Origin of the sequence: Legionella qingyii (assembly GCF_003990155.1) — a bacterium.
Classification (GTDB): Bacteria; Pseudomonadota; Gammaproteobacteria; order Legionellales; family Legionellaceae; genus Legionella; species Legionella qingyii.
On the sequence record NZ_RZGX01000033.1, the window covers coordinates 1 to 19050 of the forward strand.

Below are 19050 nucleotides of genomic sequence, written 5' to 3' on the forward strand. Positions count from 1 at the left end.
ACAGACTAAACCCCTTTAAAAGATAATCCACTGCGTGAGGCGTTGAAGTGATCAAATACTCCGGAATCGGTGATCAAATGACTAACGGAATTAGTGATCAAGTCCTCCGGAATACGCAATCCGCTATGATTAACTGATTTTTAATAGCCGCGTAGCTGATTTGCGATGATAACCATACGTCTCGCAAAATTCATCCAGTATCCGCCTCTTTAGCGTCCTATTGCCTCATTGAAAACACCTACGGTGATGTTTTAAATACAAATCCATGCTTAATGCCCCCATTTTCACCCCTTAAATTCGGCAATAGGTAATTTGAGGTAATTCAGAGTGTGTAAAAAAAACATTCTTGATATTATTTTAATCTTATGGGTTTAAAATTGCACATGAGTTATTTTTAATAGTGTAAACATGTTAACACCCATAAATAATCCTAATAATCACCCTACATTACATTTTCTAAATGAGAAAATTGCATACTATAATCGTTTGCAAGGCCCTGGAATAGGTGAGTCATTACAAAAACTATTGCTTTTAGAAATTCAAGATTTAGTAGTTAAACTAAAGCAAAAAGTGGATTATGAACCAGATGAAAATGAAGATTTAATGCCCATTAAATCTTGGAATGAGATTTCTTCTGAGCTTGGGCGATTTGGCTTAACAGCGCAACGAGGTCTTGCGCTTGAAAAACAACTTCTCGATTTAACTAGTAATATTTCAAGCAAAAAATTAACAGCACGTGAATGGCGAAATAATACTTCTCCAAGCTTCTTTGGAGAGTATTTTCAAGCAAAAAGACGCCATCCAAGTTTAAATGCGGTCGATAACAGCCTGAAACGATTAGAAGAATCATCCAATATTTACTCTACTGATTGTTTTTATTTATTAATGGACGTTGGCTCTGCTCTATTAGATGCCATCAACTCCTCTGAGTTGAATAAAAAAGAGTTAGACAACTCCCGAATATTGTTAGTCCAGATAAACCGCAAAATGAGTAAATTTATCAAAAAAAATCCTCATATTGGAGGCCGTTACGCTGAGCATGCCAATACTGCACAAGAAATATCCACTGAGGTATTGACAATTCCAAATGAAAACGCAAAAGAACTCCTAACGTTATTTAAAGGTGCTTATTACTCTGCAATTCAAAAAGAATTGGCAGCCCTTTTGCCGGCTTTGTCATTCTATGAGTTAGCTTTGCTTGGTAGTGCAAATAACACTACTTGGAAATTAGAACGCCACGATAAAGATGAAACAATCTGTATCAGGATTGAGCGGCCATGGGGCAATAAACCTTTAGTACAAAAAATAAGGAAAACACCTCTAAATGAGTTTTTAATTGAAGATTATACTAATTTTCAAATATATCCTTATGATATAGCAATCTCTGCCTATGCCGACTTAGGCAATTTTCGTACTTTAAGAGAAAAGGAAGGCCTGAATGATCCTAAAAGCATAATTGACTCTTGCTTTCATGATATAGGACAGCTTGTGAAATTTTCTAGCACTTGCCTTGACTATGGTGTTATTTATTCTGACATTAAGCTTACAAATTTTTTAATGAGTAAGGATAGAAAGTTAGTTATTTCTGATCATAAAAGTTTTATCGCTTTAGGAAAATCAAAGCAAATTGCAACGGATAAGTTGCTCACATCTCCCTGTTACGACCCTCCAGATTTAGTTGCTGCCAAGGCTGGTGACTTGATTGACGCTGATAAATTAATGAGTTACCAACTGGGATTAGCATTATATGAGTATCTCGTGTTACCAGTAAATGCTAAATCGGAGGGAGAAATATTCTGGACAAAGCAAGAATTAGATTTCAATAACCCCATTTTCTCCTATACACAGGGAACAATGTTAAAAGATTTGATAGAGCAAGCAACCGAGCCCAATCCCCAAAAAAGGATTGGAATAAAAGAATTTGGCCTTAAATGGAATGCTATCTTTCACCAGGAACCAGTAGCAAAACAAATACAATCGCTGAACTATTCATACTCCACCTTTGCAAAGGGTAGAGAGCATGAATACAAGGTTAAGGCTGAATCTTTTTCTAATTTAGGGAAAGAATATCAAGGGATGAAAGGAGATGCCTTAAAAACAGCCATACTTTTAAACTATAAAATTGCCTTAGATAAGATTGAAACCTTAGATGAACTGGGTAGTTTTAAAGAAAAAATTGCTTCTAGCGACGAATATCAAGTATTAAGAACGGCTCAAAGAGAATTTATGCGTCAATGGGCTGGGTTTGATGATCTGTTCGAGATTAAAACAAGCTCCTTAGCTGCCTTGGAGGAGCTGATTGAAGCCGCCAAAATTAGAATTGAAAATAAACAGGTACGTAATGTAATCTAAAATGGAATGGGAATAATATAGGGGGGCAGATTGGTGCCGCTCAATAAGTATGCCGAAATGATAATAGAAAGAAGTGAGCACTTAACAAAACAGAGTAATTATACTTTTTTAATTGATTTATAACTCTGAACGAACAAAAACCGCGGCTTCTTTCATTAAGTGTTGATGATGCAGCGACGAAGCGCTCTTCAATGTTTGATAAATTTTCGAAACAATCTAATTTTATGGGTAGCAATAGCTCCTATACTTATTAAAGGTAACAAAAAGATATAGGATATATTCTCAACAGCCTTTAGTCCGAATTTTTTCCATCCATCCGACATTGCATAAATCAAACTAAATTTTTTAAATAAGCTCCATTCACTTATTTTAAGTGTTGCCGTATGCCGTTCATAACCTAGAAAGAAATATCCTGTAAAATATCCATAAAATTGCCAAAATTTACTAGTGTAAAAGACGTAGGTTGCTGAAGTGGAGCCTTCTAAATATCGAGTATAGTGCCAACAGTTTCTAGGCATAAATATCATATCACCTGGATTAAGAATTACGTTATAGCCTGTGGCTTTTTTTAGACGAGGAAATTTTTTATGTAATTGATCTAGGGGTTGGCCAAAATCTATTAAACTGTTGCCTATATAAGGAACTTTATAGATAGAGTCATTTTCGTCTTCAGTAAATAATAAAACTTGTTTTTTTCCACTCATGCACAAATGTAAATTACAACAGTGCTCTCTATCGAAGTGAATTTCAGTAGCTGAGCCACGCCCACCAAAAAAATAAGCCACTTTTAACATTGGATTGTAAAATCGTGGATTAAAAGGTATGGTTTGCCATAGTGGTACGTATTTTTCGATTATAGAAGAATTTTCTCTTGTAAAGAATAAACCAAAAATTCGGAATGGTTTATTGTTTTTTATCTCTTCAAAAGTTTCTTTTAAATCACCGCTTTTCTCTCCTACATAACGATAATTATCGAAAACAGAATAATTGGCAACGCCATGATATTTTTCTATAAAATAATCTAAAGTAAATGTATTTGGGAATCCCTTAATATGAATTAAAAGTGGTTCCGTTGCTTTAAAAAGGATATCTTGTAACTCTTTTTCCTCACCATAATTGTATGTAAGAGTTTTAATTTTCTTTAGATACATCTTACACCTTTTGAATTAAGTAATAAAAAAATAATTTTTTGCCGCCCCAATACTGATTATTGCGGGCAGCTTTTGCAATCGGGCGTAATTCTTCTGTTTTTACCCAAATTTTCCACCACGGCAAAAAACTAATTCCCATTGCTTGAGCTAAAGATGCTAATTCTTTATTAAGTACCTCAGGATCGGAACCAAACAGAGAAATTGCCATTTGGTAAAATTTTTTTTCAGCAACGATAATACGTCGGTATATTGAAGCTTGGACTAGTCTAGTAATATTTTTTTTCTGAATAATCTGTAAGTCCTTTCTAGATGCAACAAACCTCTCTAATCTTTGCGCTTGTTGTTTTGCATCCGTATGAATATCGGCATAACAAAAATAACCCCCTGGAGCTAAGACCCGGCCTACCTCTGAAAAAAAGTACTCTAATCGGGGATAAAGATGTGAGCTTTCAACATTAGTGATAATATCAAAACTAGCATCACCTAGGGGCAAGGCTTCTGCATCTGCTTGTAAATAACTGACTAGGCCTTTACTGTAAAAATTATTTTCTGCATTCCTAACTAGTTTATGAACTAAATCAATACCTAACGCATATTCTGTTCTTAACAAAGCAGAGTTCATTTTTAAACCAATACCATTACCACACCCAATTTCTAATAATCGTTTATTAAAATATTTTAGTTTAATTAACGGTCGGATGAGATAATAGAGAAGTAACTGTGAATATATATCTTGGTAAGGGCATAAAGCAGAAAAATTGAATTGTAGTTTTTCATATTCTCGAGCTATTTTTTTATTCCACAAGCCCCAATTTAAAAAAGATCTATCGTAAATAGAATGTGCCCAGCTATTGTAACTTTCTAATACTTTTTTTTTGATTACTTGTGCCTCATACGAGTCAGTACAATTAGCATTTACAGCTGCACCTAATTGTTGTGCAGCTTGGCTATAGGTTTTTAATTCTTCTGACATTGCGCTGTCCTTTAAAATTGGGCTCTTGTCATTCTGCCTGCTTAAGGGGCTGTCGATCAACAGTTAATGGGACCACCTAAATCGGCTAAAAGTAACTAGCAAACACCTCCATCCTTTCTTAAATTATAATCTATTATTTTTTCTTTTTTGTTTCTCTTTCTCCTCTAAAACTAGGTTCCTCTAAAGTGGCCCATAAACATTATGTCATTTTTAATACTTGAACAGCCCTTTGTGGTCCTTGAATTATGATTATTATTTTTGCACTGTTTTAGAGCATTTATCCTGATCGTCAATAGGTTCAGCAACTTTTAATTGATAATTTAAAGGCCTGACCCAATTCATCCTTTTTGGGTAGAGCCTATTTATCTGGATTGATTTGTGATGAAGTAAAAGATTGAGCGGCTATAGAATGGCTGCTAACTTCGTTACGGTTGGATTTCTTTGACTGATTCATTTGTGCTCAAATAAATCAGGTTATTAAGCTTGAGCAAGTCATATTTCTGAGCAATTTCAAACTACTTCAATTTCAACAGGAGCAATGCCTTTTATACCGAGTTTTTTAGCGGCAGCAAAGGATAAATCAATTAGCCTGTTCGATAAAAAAGGACCTCGATCATTAATCCGAACCACAACCGACCGGCCATTATTCAGGTTTTTGACCCGTACTCGTGTAGCAAGTGGGAGTGTTGGATGAGCTGCTGTCATTGCATACATGTTGTAGCGCGCGCCGGTCGACGTTTTTTGATTCCGAGCGTGTGAGCCATACCAGGAAGCGAATCCTTTGGCTTTGTAATTTTTGGCAGATTTCATTACATGATATGTTTTCCCTTTGATCACATAGTGATCCGGACCATTAGATTGCTGATGCGTACAAGCAACCAGTAGCATTGGGAGTACGCCTATAATGAGTCGGTTAATGGTCAAAAAAATCGAATAATAATTCATAAAGCTATCTTCTACTTCCGCAACAAATATTTTACATATAAAGTGTTATCGAGATGACCTTTATAACAAACTTAATTTTAAATATACATAATTAATAGATCACGACAAACAAAAATTTTTCTCACAAAAATCGTCAATGGGCAATCATTTTTTTATCATGGCCTTTATTGATTATATATTTTTTATATGAGTATATACCAACAAATTTTGCTGTATAACCTCATATCCTAAATCAAGAATGTCTCTATACCCACTTATAATTCTGATAATTTTGGCAGGGAGATGGATTTAAATAATAAGATAATACCATCTTATAGCTGCTTATGCTGCCTCCATTTAATCGATATTAAGGCAATGTTAATTGCACAACCTAGAGGGGTAGGCCTTGACCCCATTAATCTTGTTTAGGAAAAATATAGATTGAGAACTGATGTAATTCTAGTTTTAATCAAAAACGGGATAATACACATTTAATACTAATAATTCGGTATGATAAATGAGCCCGCGTTGAAAGCAAGCAGAGTATGCTTGCTTTGGGCAAATGAAAACACTTACATTTTTCTTCTTAAATAAGAATACAGTTGGAGGCGTATTCGCTTTCCCATTCCATAGAAGTAATCTTTGAGTCAAAAAAGTCTACTCTTATTATTTTTGATATGACCTCTTTTGGGCAATCAAAATATTCAAGAGGAATGATATTATCCTCTGTTTCAATAAGCTCTTTATTTTTAATGTACAGAGAAATATTATTATTAACCTCAACCGTAAAAACTGGAGTAACGGTGCTCTTATCTAAAGTATTTTTTGGAAAGCGATACTTTTTGCGAAATCTACTGGCGTAAAATTGAGCAGCTTCCAGGTCATCGAAAATTTTTATGCTGTCTTGTAAAAATAGGTTTTTTTGGAGCTCTTCTTTGGTTAACTTTCTGGCTTTTACTCCAAATAACCAGCTCCCTTTTAGATCACGAACAGGCCGTCCGATTGCGTAAGGCATTTCTTTTCTCTTGAAAAAGTATTGAAAACTACACTAATTTTGCGGATTTTGTCAATGACATAAAGCGCCAAAATATACGTAATTTCGCCATTGGGAAATCAAAAAAATGATTTCATTTGTTTCTTTGTGTTGGATTTTTTAGAAGACAGTCTCTTTGGGCAAATAAAATCCCATTTGTTAGCTTTGCAAACAATTTAATTTTAATTTTATAATTAGGTTCTGTTGACAATTTATAGCGTGATTCAAGTCTCGCCTTATCACCATTTATAGCCATTGCAATTTCACTTAAATTAACACCTCGCACCACAAATAATGCTAACAACATTTGCGCAAAACAGCCTATTCGTGACTTCTGCCAATTTAATCGCTGGTTTAAAATCCTGCTCAACTCATTGATATATTTCATATAAATTTCTGCTCTTTCATATTTGTATTCTTTTTTTGTCCAGCATGAGCGTTGTTTTCTCTATATGGCTAAATTTAATAATGCGTTAATAATATGCAGATATAATTATCAATGGATTAATTTATTAGTGCTGAGACAAAATGCTTGAATTTTATGCGTGGAATCCACGAAATAATGACAAAAAAGAAATTCACGGGTCTTTAAAAGGCATTGCGAAAGCAGTAGCTCAAGGTGGCAATGTCGGACATATGAGTTTGGCGGTAACTCTCTATGAAAATACGCATGATTTGAATGCGGTCGATAAGCAATTTGAAAAACTTAAATTTCAAAAAGCTATGCCAATTTATGAAACAGTTAAAACTGGTGAGCAAAATGGTATTGGTTTTTATAAGCGGGGAAGAAAACTAAATGGTCTCAGTGCATTCCTCAGCCTCTGGCCTGGAGACGAAGGTGTTAACAGATTTCGCGCTATTCAGAGCCTCTTCCGAATAGGTGGTAAAATTAAACCAATTTTTAGTGAGAAGCTACAAATGGATATGCGTGAGGAATGGTCAGATCCTACGCCTGAGAAGTCTTCAACACACGCACGCGTTATCGAACATCACCGAGGCAGCGAATTTCAACTCTCTGAACTATCACAAAAAAAAGAAGTTTTGGAAAAAAAGATAGGTGAGCTTGATAAACAAAGAAAAGAAATTCGGTTGGAGCTTGAAAAAAAGGGACGTTTTCCAAAAACAGCCTTGGAAAAAAAATTGGAAGCCCGGATTGAGAAAAAAAGATTAGAACAGCGAACTACAGCTGATGTGTTTAATCTCCTGGCACAGAAAGGACTTAAAAATATTGATGGAGCTCTTGTTGCGATGCAGCACAAAGAAAAATTGGAGAAAGAACTTAAAATATTAAAATTAGAGTTTCACAACGCATTATTAAATGCCGACATTCCAAAAATTTATGCGTATATTGAAGGGTATCGCCAATTAACTTCTGAGTTTAATAAAATCAATACTTTTTATGAAAACGCCCCAGATAGTAATAAGATTAGAAGTTATCTTTTGCTTTATCTCCAACAATTTCCTCAGAATGAAGATGCAAAACAGTTGTTGCTCTTGCAAGAACAAATCTCTGACAAAATGAACAAGCTTCATAATATTGAGAAAGAGGAGCTGAGAGTAAATGAACTTATAAGTCAGTATGAAAGTGTAAAAAAGGAATTGGATGACTTAAATAAAGAAAGAAATGATATTGAACTTGAAATCGAAAATAGGGAAGTTACTGAAGGGTTAAATCCGGATTATACGGTATCGCTCCCAACATTCGAAAGTGGTCAACCCTATTTTCTTGATGAAATAGCTATCTTAAAAAAGATGCAACAAATAATGCATGATCCAAAATTTAAATATGATTTATTCGATAAAAATTGCGCGCGCGGCGTGAAAGATTGTGTCATGGCAGGACTTTCTACAAAAACTCGCGATGCCATTAAAAATTTACCCGATTTTTCGAAACATTTTTTTGAAACCCGATTTATTGAAACACCGGTCTCGGTGATTGATTGGATTTTTAAACTAAAGCATTATCTTAACGAACTCAATAATGAGCCCAAACTCCAGTCAGTAACCACTAATCATAAGATATAGAGGATTATTCATCGATTGGGTGTCGATTGAATTAATTCTTGACAAAAAGGGCGGGGCTTAAATTTTGAATTAAAAATTTTGGTTTATTATGATTATAAATCCAAGTTCTAATTCTTTAGGTAATTTGTTTGCAAATAATAGGATCCCGGTCTCATTGTAGACCTAGGAACCCCTTAATAAATGTATAATAAAAGCGCTAAATGATTTAAAATAAATTAAATAGGGTTTTTGTTGACAATGATGCGGTTTTTAAATACAATGCGTCCAATGAAATCTATTTGGCTAAATCTTCGTTTTATTCAAACTCTGAGGATTGGCTAAAAGAAAGACTTATCTTCTCTACTAGGATAGATTGAGAACTGAAGTAATTCTAGTTTTAAGTATTAAACGGGTTAGTCTTTGAGATAAAAGTAGGGAAACAAGCAAAAATTTTGCTTGTAATCTTTTATTCAAAGAGATAACACGATAATAAATGAAACACTTTTCTATCTTTTCGAAACCTTACTTTATCTCATTTTAAGGAGAACTATTCCATTGGAATTGTTTCTTACAATAACTTAAATAAGAGGTATCCCATGAGAGATAAATTTGAAGGTATTAATAATCGAATTTGGCATCGATATAATGAACAGGAAGATTACTATGTACTTGATGATAGTTCCTACTTAGAAATTAATCCTAATACAATAAGTTTTGATGCTCCTGAACTATATGATGCAGAAACAAAGACACTGGATCTGAGATATATACGCTTTACAGAAGACTATCAAGGAGACTTTTTAGGGGATGTCATTTCCTATTTAAAAACACATCCTGAAGTTAAGTGTTTGAAAACTGAGGGCATCAATTCTAGTAGATTAGAGGAGCTTGCGGGGGCTACCTCTCTAACCAGCCTTGATGTCAGTGGATCTGATTTAGGAGATGAATGTTTACCTATTCTGTTAGGCTCGGAATCAAATTTAACCGAACTGAATTTGCAAGGTACATTTGTAACCAATAAAGCTGTATTACCTTATCTAAATCGTAACATTATAATTCATCTTTCAGAAGGAGAAGAAACCTATTTAGATTTTGATACCGGATTATGGAATAAGAGGGATACGCCGCAATCTGATGTTGTTGCCGCTTTTAAATCAAAAAAATTGCAAGAACGAACGGATTGTTTAAGAGATTATGGTCTAACCGACAATGTACCTTCTTTATTGCAGTATTCAATGTTCAATGTTCTTAAGACTCCCCAACTGAATACACCTGCAACTAAAGCATTGTTGGGTGAAGATATGGAAGAGAAATTAGATCAGTTAGAACAATCTGGATTTCAATTCAAATAATCTTGAACTCTATTCTCAAGGAGCTATGCTGCTATAATTTTGCATAGCTCCAAAGAGAAACTAGGGAGTATTTTCTAATAGGAATAATACCGGTTGTGTCGCAGTCTAATTTGCAAGGTTTCTTTTATTTTTATACTTGCTCTTTCATCCTGTTTAGCAGTAGACAAATAATCTCATACGAAAAACAAAATTAGCTAATAAAAAGATCAAAAGGTCTAAAATTGGGATTCATTTCATAAACATCTTTTAGTTCAGTAAGACATTGGAACAAACACTCAACGTAATTGGCATCAAACAGTGTTTCTTTGCTTTCTTCTAGATACTTTAATATGGTTTCTTGTGACATCATATTTCGATAAGGCCTATTCGTTGACATTGCTTCATATACATCAGCAATAGCCACGATACGTGCTGGTATAGTGATTTCATCACCTTTTAACCCATTAGGATAGCCAGACCCATCCATGCGTTCATGATGTTGGAACACTACAGATTTAATATCCCAAGGAAAATCCATACGCTCAATTATTTTATTACCAACTGCCACATGTGTTTTCATTATTTCGTATTCATTCATAGTCAATCGTCTTGGTGTAACTAAATATTCCATTGGAATCGCGATCTTCCCAATATCATGTATGAGAGCCCCATAATATATTGCGCTTAAACAATGTGGATTAGTAATATTTGCTTTGGTAGCAATGTTCAGTGAAAGCAATGCCACACGTTTTTGATGTCCAGCAGTATAAGAGTCTCTAGACTCTACAAAGTCAGAAAAAGCTAAAATTGTATCTAAAAAGGATTGTTGTAATGATGTCTTATCGATTTTTAATTGTTTATTAAGATCAATTTGTGATGAGATATCTTCAAAATATACCATGTAAATTAATTCATTAGCCAGGATATTGCTTACTGGAATAACGCGAACAATGAAAGTTCTCTCTTTAACTGTTATTTCTGAGCGAGTTTCAACTCTTTGGTCAACAGCTTTTTTAAAATAGTCTGGTACGGTACTTTGTAATGGATATACTTTCCAAAAAGGCTTATCCTCTGGCTTATCAGCTACTAATTCTTTATATGATTTGTTTGCAAATAATATTACTCCGCTTTCATTGCAGACCAGGTTGGGGCTCAATAATTTATCAAGAAGTTGAAACATGACAGCAGCAAGTTTTTCTTCTTCGCTATTTAATTTCATGCTTAGTTATGGTGTTGCCTATTAACAATATTATTTTCATTATAGCAAATGCTATAATTTTTGATTTTCATGGCATTTTTCCTCGCTTAAATCAATCACTGTAATGATGGTTATCAGATTCATAGAAGTATTCGTTTGGGAAAAATACACTTAGTCTGGGCTTGCGCAAATAATTCCGCAGATGGATATTAGGGCGAAAAAGATTTGTCGGGCTATTTGTAGCCCGAACTTGTTTACTATTGGAAATAAAGAGCTCTTTAGATATTAGAATTTACCAATTTTGCAGCTAAAACATTAGATTCATCTACTTGGGGAATATAGGGTTTTAAGGGTTTAAAAAATAATAGACGGGGTTGACCGCCGAACTTGGTAAATTCTTCCTGCTCCTGATGTTTCAGTGTTTTCTGTAAGATTCTTTTTGAACCTTCATTTGAAGGATGAACTGTAGCAACGATTTCTTTAATGTTGTGCTCTAGGGTTTCATTCTCGCTTTCAGAAATAATGTGTTTAATAAACTTTTTCCCCAGGATTGCGATTTCAGTTCCATAACCTTTTCCCCAAAAAGCTTGATCAATAATATAAGCAATTTCACCGACATTTTTATGGCCGACTCCTACATTGGCGAAATCATCTAAAGAATGGTTTACGCAGAGATAACCAATAAACTCTTGAGTAGTTGAATGGTAGATTGAAAGCACTGAGAACTTGTTACCGAAATTCCAGCGTTTAATTTCGTCTTTGATGAACTCTTTTACAGCAGAAGGTTTCCAGGTTTTACCTTCACCAAACATCTTTATATTTTCAGGTTTCTCTAAAAGAAGAGTATATTTATCAATTAAAAAACTCTCTTCATCTTGATTAAGGGATCTGGCCTCCAACCTGTTCGAATAAACTGAGTAATGATTCAATTCGCTTTTAATCGTTACATTACCCAATTTTTTTGATGTATAAATTACTTGTTTCATTATGGTCTTCCTCCAGTATTATTAAATAGTGGTTCCCATCAAAGGGCTGTAATGGCAGATTCGCGTCTGTATAGAGGGGTTTGGAGTAAAAATTCACTGACGTTATGTTTCACAATATCTTTAAGACAATGATTGTGAGCAAATACTTTACGTTGTCGCTCAGAACTTGTCCCTGAATCCATAATCATGTTAAGAGTAGAAAAATAAGTTTGATAGTCCAATTTTTTGATATATGGATTTAATTTTTCAAACCATTCATGGATGTCTTCGCGCATCAATTTGGTTTTACCTTCAGTATTTATTACTAGTTCAGCATCCAAACCGTAACGAATGGCTCTCCATTTATTTTCACGAGAAAGCCAATAAGGAGGGTAGGCGACTGATTCAAGCCAACTTCCATTATCAGCAAACCAATGGGCAAGTGTATGAATCAAGGCAACTAATGCAAGTGTCTCTGCTAGAGTGGCGGCTCCATCACAAACACGAATTTCTAATGTTCCAAAACCAGGACTTGGCCTTAAATCCCACCATAAGTCTTTAAGTGATTTGATTGAACCGCATAATTTTAATGACTTATATAGATTTTCAAAATCTTGCCAAGTTCGGACATGATAGGGTTGTCCTGCAGTTGGTAACGCTTCATAGGTAGTTGGCCTATAAGAGGCAAGGCCTGTATCTATTCCTTGCCAGAACGGAGAGCTTGAAGACAGGGCTAATAAATGAGGCAAAAAATACATAAAAAAATTATTAAAGCGAATGCAGTCTTCACCACTGGACATGCCAATGTGAACATGTAAGCCATATACGCTCATACGTCGGGTAAGCCATTGATTACGATCAATTAGTTCTTGATAACGAGTCGTAGGCGAGACGACCCAATCGGAGTATTTAGAGAAAGGGTGAGAACCGGTTGTGGAAAATAAAATCCCTAAATCCTTTGTTGCTAATTGTAAAGAAGAGAGTGTTTTATAAAGATCATCTTCAACTTCCTGGGTAGTGATGCATTTATCTGTAGTCACTTCTATAGTACTTAAATAAAACTCTTGCTTAATTTTTTCGAGATGGGCTGTAGCACTAAGTACATCAGTTGCTCTTGAGCATAAATTATAATTTTTAGAGTCAATGAGCTGGAGCTCAATTTCGACTCCTAATGTTAATACTCCATTACTATTAAAATAAATTTCTTCCTCTGTAGGAGCACAGGGCAATTGCGATGCATTACTGGTTGATTTTAAGAGTTTGTTAATTTGATTATCCATTCGATAATCCTCCCTTTGTTGACGAAACTTGAGAATTACTAAAGTGATTTGCGTATTGAAAATAAATTTCAATATTATTTTTGAGGATACTTCTATAGTTAAATTGAATACTTGGATACAATAGTTAATGCCCTTAAATATTTATATCTGTTGATATTATTTGTACTCAAAGTACTTGCCATAGTAATGGGTAAGTTAGTTCGTTGCAACCGTTAATAGGTAAAGAATCATTCATGAGTGATATCGAGAAAAAATCCCTTGAAGACAAAATAACAGCTGCGCAACAGTCAGAACAGCGTTCTAAAAGCATTATTCTTGCCTTGCGAAAAATTATGCAACAGATGGATTATCATTCCAGAAGATTAAACAAATGCTATGGCTTGACTGTGCCGCAAATAGTCTGTCTGTATGAAATTTATGAAAATGGAAAAATGACCATATCTGCTCTTTCAAAGAGAATTTATTTATCAATGAGTACTATTGTAGGGGTAATTGACCGTCTAGAAGAAAAACAATTTGTTAGTCGAACACGTGATATTCAGGATCGTCGTATTATTTATATTGATATTACAGAAAAAGGGAACGAGTTTGTTTCGGCTGCTCCTTATCTTCTGCATAATAGACTAAACGATAACCTTCAGGTTTTAACTGTAGACGAGCAAATAGCGCTTGCTAATTCAATCAATTTATTAGTTGATCTATTAAGAGATATATAGAGAACTATTGAGTGCGTAATGGCATTGTTATAAGATTAATCTTATTATAAGGATATGATAAATCAAGAATTTTAAATGCCAAAGGAAAACGTTTTTCATCAAAGACGCATTCTCTGCGCCAAGTTAAATGACATAGAGGCTAAGATACCAATTATCGTTGCTGCTACTGCCGAAGAGCTTTCTCAACCAGAAAATCATTTTAGTATGACTGAAGAAGAAAAGACTCTTTCCAGGCTGCAATTATTTATAAAAAAAGGCAAAATGTTTGTATATAATGACAAACAAGCTACCACCAGAGTCACTAAGCTTGCCAGCGACAGCATTACCATATTTGGAAAACCACAGCAAATGTCGCCTGTATCCATTATGCAAAATGAAGCGCTTTTTCTCATTCTGAAAGAAAAAGCAAATCAATATTTGGAACGTGTATTAAAAGTTAAATTGAAGGAGAATAAAACAGATACATATTTGCATAAAATGGTAATGCAGTTATATCAGATAATAAAAAATTCAAGTCCTAGCGAGGGCGAAATTATTCATTTAGCTACAATGGAAAGAGATCTTTCGGAGCCTAATGCGAGTAAAAATCGATTAACAACGGAATTTAGTGCTTTATTACTTGCAGAATTGAAAAATACAATTGCACAAAATAAGGAGCATTGGAACGTAGAATTAGATAGAGTGTTCGCGTTAAAACAGCGCACATCCCGTGCTGAATCCTATGGTATCCATCGAATTGCGCAACAGCCATTAATGCTTTACCAAGCGAGAAATTTTGACGAGAAAATAATTCCAAAAGAAAAAGTAATTATTGTAGATGATCATATTCAAGCTGGCGCAGCGATATATTGTGCCGCTTCTGAAGCGATGAATAACGATGCCAATGTGCTTGGCATAGTATCTATAACAGCACACAAAAATGCCCTTTTTTTCAATATCCAGCCAGATGTTAAAGAGTTTCTCATTAGTTTGTTACCTAATGGGGCAGAAGATCTTCCTGTATTAAATAAAATACTAAAAATTGTTGGATTAAGTATTGATACATTGACTAATGTTGAGGGCATGATATTAATCTCAATTCTGTGCGATTCAACCAATAAAGAATATAAATCAAGATTTGAACAATTAATTAAAAAATATGATGCATCCGAAGTGATCGAGCATTCGCTTTTTGAAAATCAAAAAAATAGTTTAATGGAAGAATTTGAAAAGCCAAAAGTAGAATTTGCAAATTTTGAGAGAGAATTATTGGACGCAATAGAAAAAAGCAGGTACACAATTCCCTATCAGAAACAAATTGTATTATCAGATGAAGAGGGACAGGATATTCAAAAACACGCCAACAAAAGGATGAATCTTCCTTGGTTATTATTTGACTTTGATGATACGTTACATCATTTAAGCGATAATACGTTTACTATATTTCAAGATATTATTAAAACATATTCTGGCAAAGAAATACCAATTGAAACAATTAAAGCAACACGTAATACTCTGAAAGATAATGGGAAATATCAATATCAAGAAATGCTCTTAACTTTCATAAAACAACATAATCGGGAAATTCAAATTTCTTGTGAAGATATTACCCAATTATACCAAGAGCGTAAAAATGCAGAACCATTTTCACCCAAAATGTCTAAAGAAGACTTCTTAGCCCTAAGAACTAAATATAGAATAGGTATTATCACGGATGGTTCAGCATTTGAGAGTAAAGTTCCCAAGATTAAGGAGTTTTATGGGGTTGATATCGATGGATATATCCATAAAGCTGATAAGTTACCAGCCAAACCCAATGCAACCATGTTTCATGAATTTTGCAAAAAATACGATGTAAAAGATAAACCCATTGCTTATGTTGGCGACAAAGATGACTTAGATGGTGGATTGGCAAAAAATGCGAATCTTAGATTTATAAAAGTTGATGCAACGCAGCCAACTATTAATATGGAACAATTCACAGCAGAATTAAATGCGATTGAACAACAAAAAATGGCTGCGAGAAAGAGATGGGAATTTTTCCGAAATACAGTTTTAACAAAAACAACAGAAAATAATTGCGGGAGAAAAATTTCAGGATTGAAGCTATAAATTGTTCTAAGTGTTAAATGGTCAGAAAGGAACTGATTCTCATTATTAGTTAACAAAAATTAAACTTAACCAGGATTTTTTGCAGAATATTGCTTCTAGTGAAGTGAACTAGTGCGACCGTAGAGCTACTCCAGTGTATTATTTCTGTTTCTTTTTACGAACAAATTTATTTGACCAAATGATTTTATCATGTAAAAATAGGTGGCATTTTAATCAGATTGCTCTTAATATGAATAAGATTTTTTGTTTATGCTGTTTATTAATAATTCAAATTGCGTATGCAAGCCCTGAAGAAAATACTCAAGCTTATTTTGACTCCATTAAAACAACTCCCAGTATATTAAAAAAATTTTTAACTAATATGCCTAAAGGGGGGGATCTGCATATGCACGCGAGTGGCTCATCATTCGCTGAAAATCTAATTCATTATGCAGAGATGGATAATTTATGTATTGATACTAACAATTTGTCTGTGTCTATCAATCCTTCATGCAATACAGAAGATTATTTAGTGACCGCCATAGTTAATAAAAAGTTATACCATTCCTTGATTGACGCATGGTCGATGTGCCATTTCGATAAAATGAAAAATGAATCAGGACATGATCATTTTTTTAATGCTTTTGGAAAATTTAGCCTCATTACCAAAATGCATGGAGGGGAAATTTTAGCTGAAATGACTGAGCGTGCGGCTGTCCAAAACGAACTCTATTTAGAAATCATGACTACACCAGATGGGAATGAAGCCAGTGAGCTCGGAAAACGACAGGGGTGGGATCCTAATTTAGAAAATCTGCGCAATCAATTATTAAGTGCTAATTTTGACCAAATAGTGACTCATATTTCCCATAATTTGGACAAGGACGAAGCTAAAAAGAATGCATTACAACAATGCGGCACAAATAACGAACAAGCAGGTTGTCAAATCACTGTTCGTTATTTGTATCAAGTTCGTAGGGAACAACCTCCAGAGATGGTTTTTGCACAATTACTCGCGGGATTTGAATCTGCTTCACAAGATTCACGTATTGTAGGCATTAATTTGGTTCAAACAGAAGATGGCACAATATCAATGCGCGATTATCGATTACATATGCAAATGGTGGCTTTTTTGCATCAACTCTATCCTAATGTCCATATTTCGCTACATGCTGGTGAACTTAATCCTGAATTAGTAGCGCCAGAAGGACTTACATTTCATATTTATGAAGCGGTAGAAACTGCTTCTGCAGAACGAATTGGACATGGTGTTGATATTGAATATGAACACCATGCATCCGAATTAATAAATAAAATGGCACAAAAAGAAGTGATGGTTGAAGTCAATTTAAGCAGCAACGATTATATTTTAGGCATTAAAGGGAACGAGCATCCCTTGGCTTTATATTTAAAACATGGTGTGCCTGTGGCTTTATCAACTGATGATGAGGGAATAAGCCGTGAACCTTTAACTCGCCAATTCGAGCGTGCTGTTGAAGAGCAAAAGCTTTCTTATCTCACTCTAAAACAGTTAGCACGAAATAGTCTGTATTTTGCTTTTTTACCCGGCGATAATCTTTGGCAAAATGCTCAATACAAGTCAATGAATGCGGAGTGTACCCCAATTAAATCAGAAACAGATCAGCCAACGCCCGCGTGCCAGAACTTTCTAAATGTTAACCCAAAAGCGAAACTTCAATGGAAATTGGAAGAGCAGTTCGCTAAATTTGAATCACAATATTGATGTTTAATTTAGGGCGTGCAAATTGAGAGAATTGCTATGGTACAAACTGAAGCAACAGATATCTCATTGACTTATGGGGAACTTACAAAGTTCTTAGAGTATATGTTTGCAGGTACTCACTTAGCAGATGAAATGGCGGATTTTGGACACTGTAATGGATTTTCCAGCTTATTCATGAATGCGATGCGCAAAGGAGAGAAGGGTAGAACAGATTTTTACCGGCGGGTTGAACTCATCAGAGAATTACTTAAGATAAAGGACAAAACATCATCTATAAGTATTTTAGATACCGTTCCTGATCACATGCAGGATCTTATTCGAGAAATTGTAAGGATTCTTGAAAAGCAAACCAACAGCCAACATCTTTCTTTTTTTGTGACAGATGATCTACCGGTCCTTGAGGATTTAATTTCATTTGCACAAGAACTTGTGGTTTATCATGATCCAGCGTCGTTCCCTACTTTGTTTGAAGGGGCTCCTAAAGAGCCTGTTGGCCAAGTAGCTGAGCTGGTATATCCTTTAATGTTCACTCCCAAGGAGTATAAAAAGTGTAGCCTCGAAAAATTATCGGTTGGTATATATAATAAAACAGAATTTTTAGATTACTTTGAACGGCTTCACAATGCTTTAGAAACAAAACCCAAAACAGAAAACCAATTACCTAATCCTGCAATTTCGTTTTTAATGGGAACGACAACGCATTCCATTAGCATTAGTTATGAAGTAACAACTAAACAATGGTTTCTTTCCAACAGCGAAGACATAAGAAAGGAATACTTAATCGATGGAACCACTGATACGAGAATGCTTGCAGAATGGGTGTATAACGCCCTCGTAAGAAAGGATATAGATCAGTATATTGCTTTTTCTTCAACCATATTTGCTGATACGGCAATAGTCGAAGTAATAAAGAACACTCTTATAAAAGACGCCACTTGGCAAGCCATTCATGATCCAACAAGGAACGAGTGCGCTAATTATCTTAGTTATAACAATATAAGATTACTTCATATCCTGGTTTCAGAAGCGGAATTAAGCACTATTGCAAACTATCTGGAGTATGTAAAAAAGCTATCAACAAGTACTCCATTGTTTTTTAATACGCCAAATTATCTGGATCAAATCCTAAACGCTCAAGATAGATTTGGATATACACCGTTAATGTTCGCAATTGATAAAGCGGATTTTGAATGTGTATTCCGGAGCGAAATGATCACCAATTCCGGCCGCATTTGATCGCAGATTCCGGAAACACTTGATCAGAGATTCCGGCATTACTTGATCACCGATTCCGGAGCATTTGATCAGT

The 19050-nt window shown here is 34.7% G+C and carries 15 protein-coding genes; 7 read left to right on the forward strand and 8 right to left on the reverse strand.

Annotation, left to right across the window (positions count from 1 at the left end; translation table 11 throughout):
• Positions 1-525 precede the first annotated feature (525 nt).
• Positions 526-2352 carry a hypothetical protein gene (locus ELY20_RS16235; protein WP_158618901.1) on the forward strand — a complete coding sequence of 609 codons (1827 nt, stop codon included), beginning with the start codon at positions 526-528 and terminating at the stop codon, positions 2350-2352.
• Positions 2353-2540: 188 nt separating this feature from the next.
• On the opposite strand, the gene ELY20_RS16240 is transcribed toward ELY20_RS16235, so the two are convergent.
• The 5 genes from ELY20_RS16240 to ELY20_RS17070 all read right to left on the reverse strand — a co-directional run bounded on the left by ELY20_RS16240 (position 2541) and on the right by ELY20_RS17070 (position 6821).
• Entirely contained in the window at positions 2541-3503 is a 963-nt protein-coding gene (locus tag ELY20_RS16240; protein WP_110144145.1) for a cupin-like domain-containing protein, read from the reverse strand.
• A 1-nt stretch (position 3504) separates the two neighbouring features.
• On the reverse strand, positions 3505-4476 hold the full coding sequence (locus ELY20_RS16245) for a class I SAM-dependent methyltransferase (protein ID WP_110144146.1): 972 nt from the start codon (positions 4474-4476) through the stop codon (positions 3505-3507).
• A gap of 510 nt (positions 4477-4986) precedes the next feature.
• A complete protein-coding gene (locus ELY20_RS16250; protein ID WP_110144147.1) occupies positions 4987-5421 on the reverse strand; it encodes a septal ring lytic transglycosylase RlpA family protein in 435 nt (144 codons plus the stop codon).
• Between the two features lie 565 nt (positions 5422-5986).
• Complete coding sequence (locus tag ELY20_RS16255) at positions 5987-6415, reverse strand: hypothetical protein (RefSeq protein ID WP_110144148.1); 429 nt, start codon at positions 6413-6415, stop codon at positions 5987-5989.
• Positions 6416-6527: 112 nt separating this feature from the next.
• Positions 6528-6821: a hypothetical protein gene (locus ELY20_RS17070; RefSeq protein ID WP_233590637.1), complete on the reverse strand. Its 294-nt coding sequence runs from the start codon at positions 6819-6821 to the stop codon at positions 6528-6530.
• A 140-nt stretch (positions 6822-6961) separates the two neighbouring features.
• On the opposite strand from ELY20_RS17070, the gene ELY20_RS16265 reads away from it, so the two are divergent.
• Both ELY20_RS16265 and ELY20_RS16270 read left to right on the forward strand, forming a co-directional pair.
• Positions 6962-8458 (forward strand): coiled-coil domain-containing protein, encoded by a 1497-nt coding sequence (locus ELY20_RS16265; protein WP_110144149.1) that lies wholly within the window; start codon positions 6962-6964, stop codon positions 8456-8458.
• Between the two features lie 575 nt (positions 8459-9033).
• Positions 9034-9789, forward strand: a complete 756-nt coding sequence (locus tag ELY20_RS16270; protein WP_110144150.1) for a hypothetical protein — start codon at positions 9034-9036, stop codon at positions 9787-9789.
• A 190-nt stretch (positions 9790-9979) separates the two neighbouring features.
• On the opposite strand, the gene ELY20_RS16275 is transcribed toward ELY20_RS16270, so the two are convergent.
• The 3 genes from ELY20_RS16275 to ELY20_RS16285 all read right to left on the reverse strand — a co-directional run bounded on the left by ELY20_RS16275 (position 9980) and on the right by ELY20_RS16285 (position 13211).
• The gene (locus tag ELY20_RS16275; protein WP_110144151.1) at positions 9980-10987 is read right to left on the reverse strand and encodes an HD domain-containing phosphohydrolase; all 1008 of its coding nucleotides are present in this window, start codon (positions 10985-10987) and stop codon (positions 9980-9982) included.
• A 257-nt stretch (positions 10988-11244) separates the two neighbouring features.
• A complete protein-coding gene (locus ELY20_RS16280; RefSeq protein ID WP_110144152.1) occupies positions 11245-11952 on the reverse strand; it encodes a GNAT family N-acetyltransferase in 708 nt (235 codons plus the stop codon).
• 38 nt (positions 11953-11990) lie between these two features.
• Positions 11991-13211, reverse strand: coding sequence for a carboxylate-amine ligase (locus tag ELY20_RS16285; RefSeq protein ID WP_110144153.1), 1221 nt, complete (start codon positions 13209-13211; stop codon positions 11991-11993).
• A gap of 233 nt (positions 13212-13444) precedes the next feature.
• On the opposite strand from ELY20_RS16285, the gene ELY20_RS16290 reads away from it, so the two are divergent.
• The 4 genes from ELY20_RS16290 to ELY20_RS16305 all read left to right on the forward strand — a co-directional run bounded on the left by ELY20_RS16290 (position 13445) and on the right by ELY20_RS16305 (position 18977).
• Positions 13445-13927 (forward strand): MarR family winged helix-turn-helix transcriptional regulator, encoded by a 483-nt coding sequence (locus ELY20_RS16290; protein ID WP_110144154.1) that lies wholly within the window; start codon positions 13445-13447, stop codon positions 13925-13927.
• 75 nt (positions 13928-14002) lie between these two features.
• A complete protein-coding gene (locus ELY20_RS16295) occupies positions 14003-16018 on the forward strand; it encodes an HAD family hydrolase (protein WP_110144155.1) in 2016 nt (671 codons plus the stop codon).
• Positions 16019-16247: 229 nt separating this feature from the next.
• A complete protein-coding gene (locus ELY20_RS16300) occupies positions 16248-17741 on the forward strand; it encodes an adenosine deaminase family protein (RefSeq protein ID WP_110144156.1) in 1494 nt (497 codons plus the stop codon).
• Between the two features lie 36 nt (positions 17742-17777).
• Positions 17778-18977, forward strand: coding sequence for a hypothetical protein (locus ELY20_RS16305; protein WP_110144157.1), 1200 nt, complete (start codon positions 17778-17780; stop codon positions 18975-18977).
• Positions 18978-19050: the final 73 nt, after the last annotated feature.

Bases quoted from the DNA above. Each gene is read 5' to 3' on its own strand.
- ELY20_RS16240 (WP_110144145.1), bottom strand. From the start codon at position 3,503: ATGTATCTAAAGAAAATTAAAACTCTTACATACAATTATGGTGAGGAA.
- ELY20_RS16245 (WP_110144146.1), bottom strand. From the start codon at position 4,476: ATGTCAGAAGAATTAAAAACCTATAGCCAAGCTGCACAACAATTAGGT.
- ELY20_RS16250 (WP_110144147.1), bottom strand. From the start codon at position 5,421: ATGAATTATTATTCGATTTTTTTGACCATTAACCGACTCATTATAGGC.
- ELY20_RS16255 (WP_110144148.1), bottom strand. From the start codon at position 6,415: ATGCCTTACGCAATCGGACGGCCTGTTCGTGATCTAAAAGGGAGCTGG.
- ELY20_RS17070 (WP_233590637.1), bottom strand. From the start codon at position 6,821: ATGAAATATATCAATGAGTTGAGCAGGATTTTAAACCAGCGATTAAAT.
- ELY20_RS16265 (WP_110144149.1), top strand. From the start codon at position 6,962: ATGCTTGAATTTTATGCGTGGAATCCACGAAATAATGACAAAAAAGAA.
- ELY20_RS16270 (WP_110144150.1), top strand. From the start codon at position 9,034: ATGAGAGATAAATTTGAAGGTATTAATAATCGAATTTGGCATCGATAT.
- ELY20_RS16275 (WP_110144151.1), bottom strand. From the start codon at position 10,987: ATGAAATTAAATAGCGAAGAAGAAAAACTTGCTGCTGTCATGTTTCAA.
- ELY20_RS16280 (WP_110144152.1), bottom strand. From the start codon at position 11,952: ATGAAACAAGTAATTTATACATCAAAAAAATTGGGTAATGTAACGATT.
- ELY20_RS16285 (WP_110144153.1), bottom strand. From the start codon at position 13,211: ATGGATAATCAAATTAACAAACTCTTAAAATCAACCAGTAATGCATCG.
- ELY20_RS16290 (WP_110144154.1), top strand. From the start codon at position 13,445: ATGAGTGATATCGAGAAAAAATCCCTTGAAGACAAAATAACAGCTGCG.
- ELY20_RS16295 (WP_110144155.1), top strand. From the start codon at position 14,003: ATGCCAAAGGAAAACGTTTTTCATCAAAGACGCATTCTCTGCGCCAAG.
- ELY20_RS16300 (WP_110144156.1), top strand. From the start codon at position 16,248: ATGAATAAGATTTTTTGTTTATGCTGTTTATTAATAATTCAAATTGCG.
- ELY20_RS16305 (WP_110144157.1), top strand. From the start codon at position 17,778: ATGGTACAAACTGAAGCAACAGATATCTCATTGACTTATGGGGAACTT.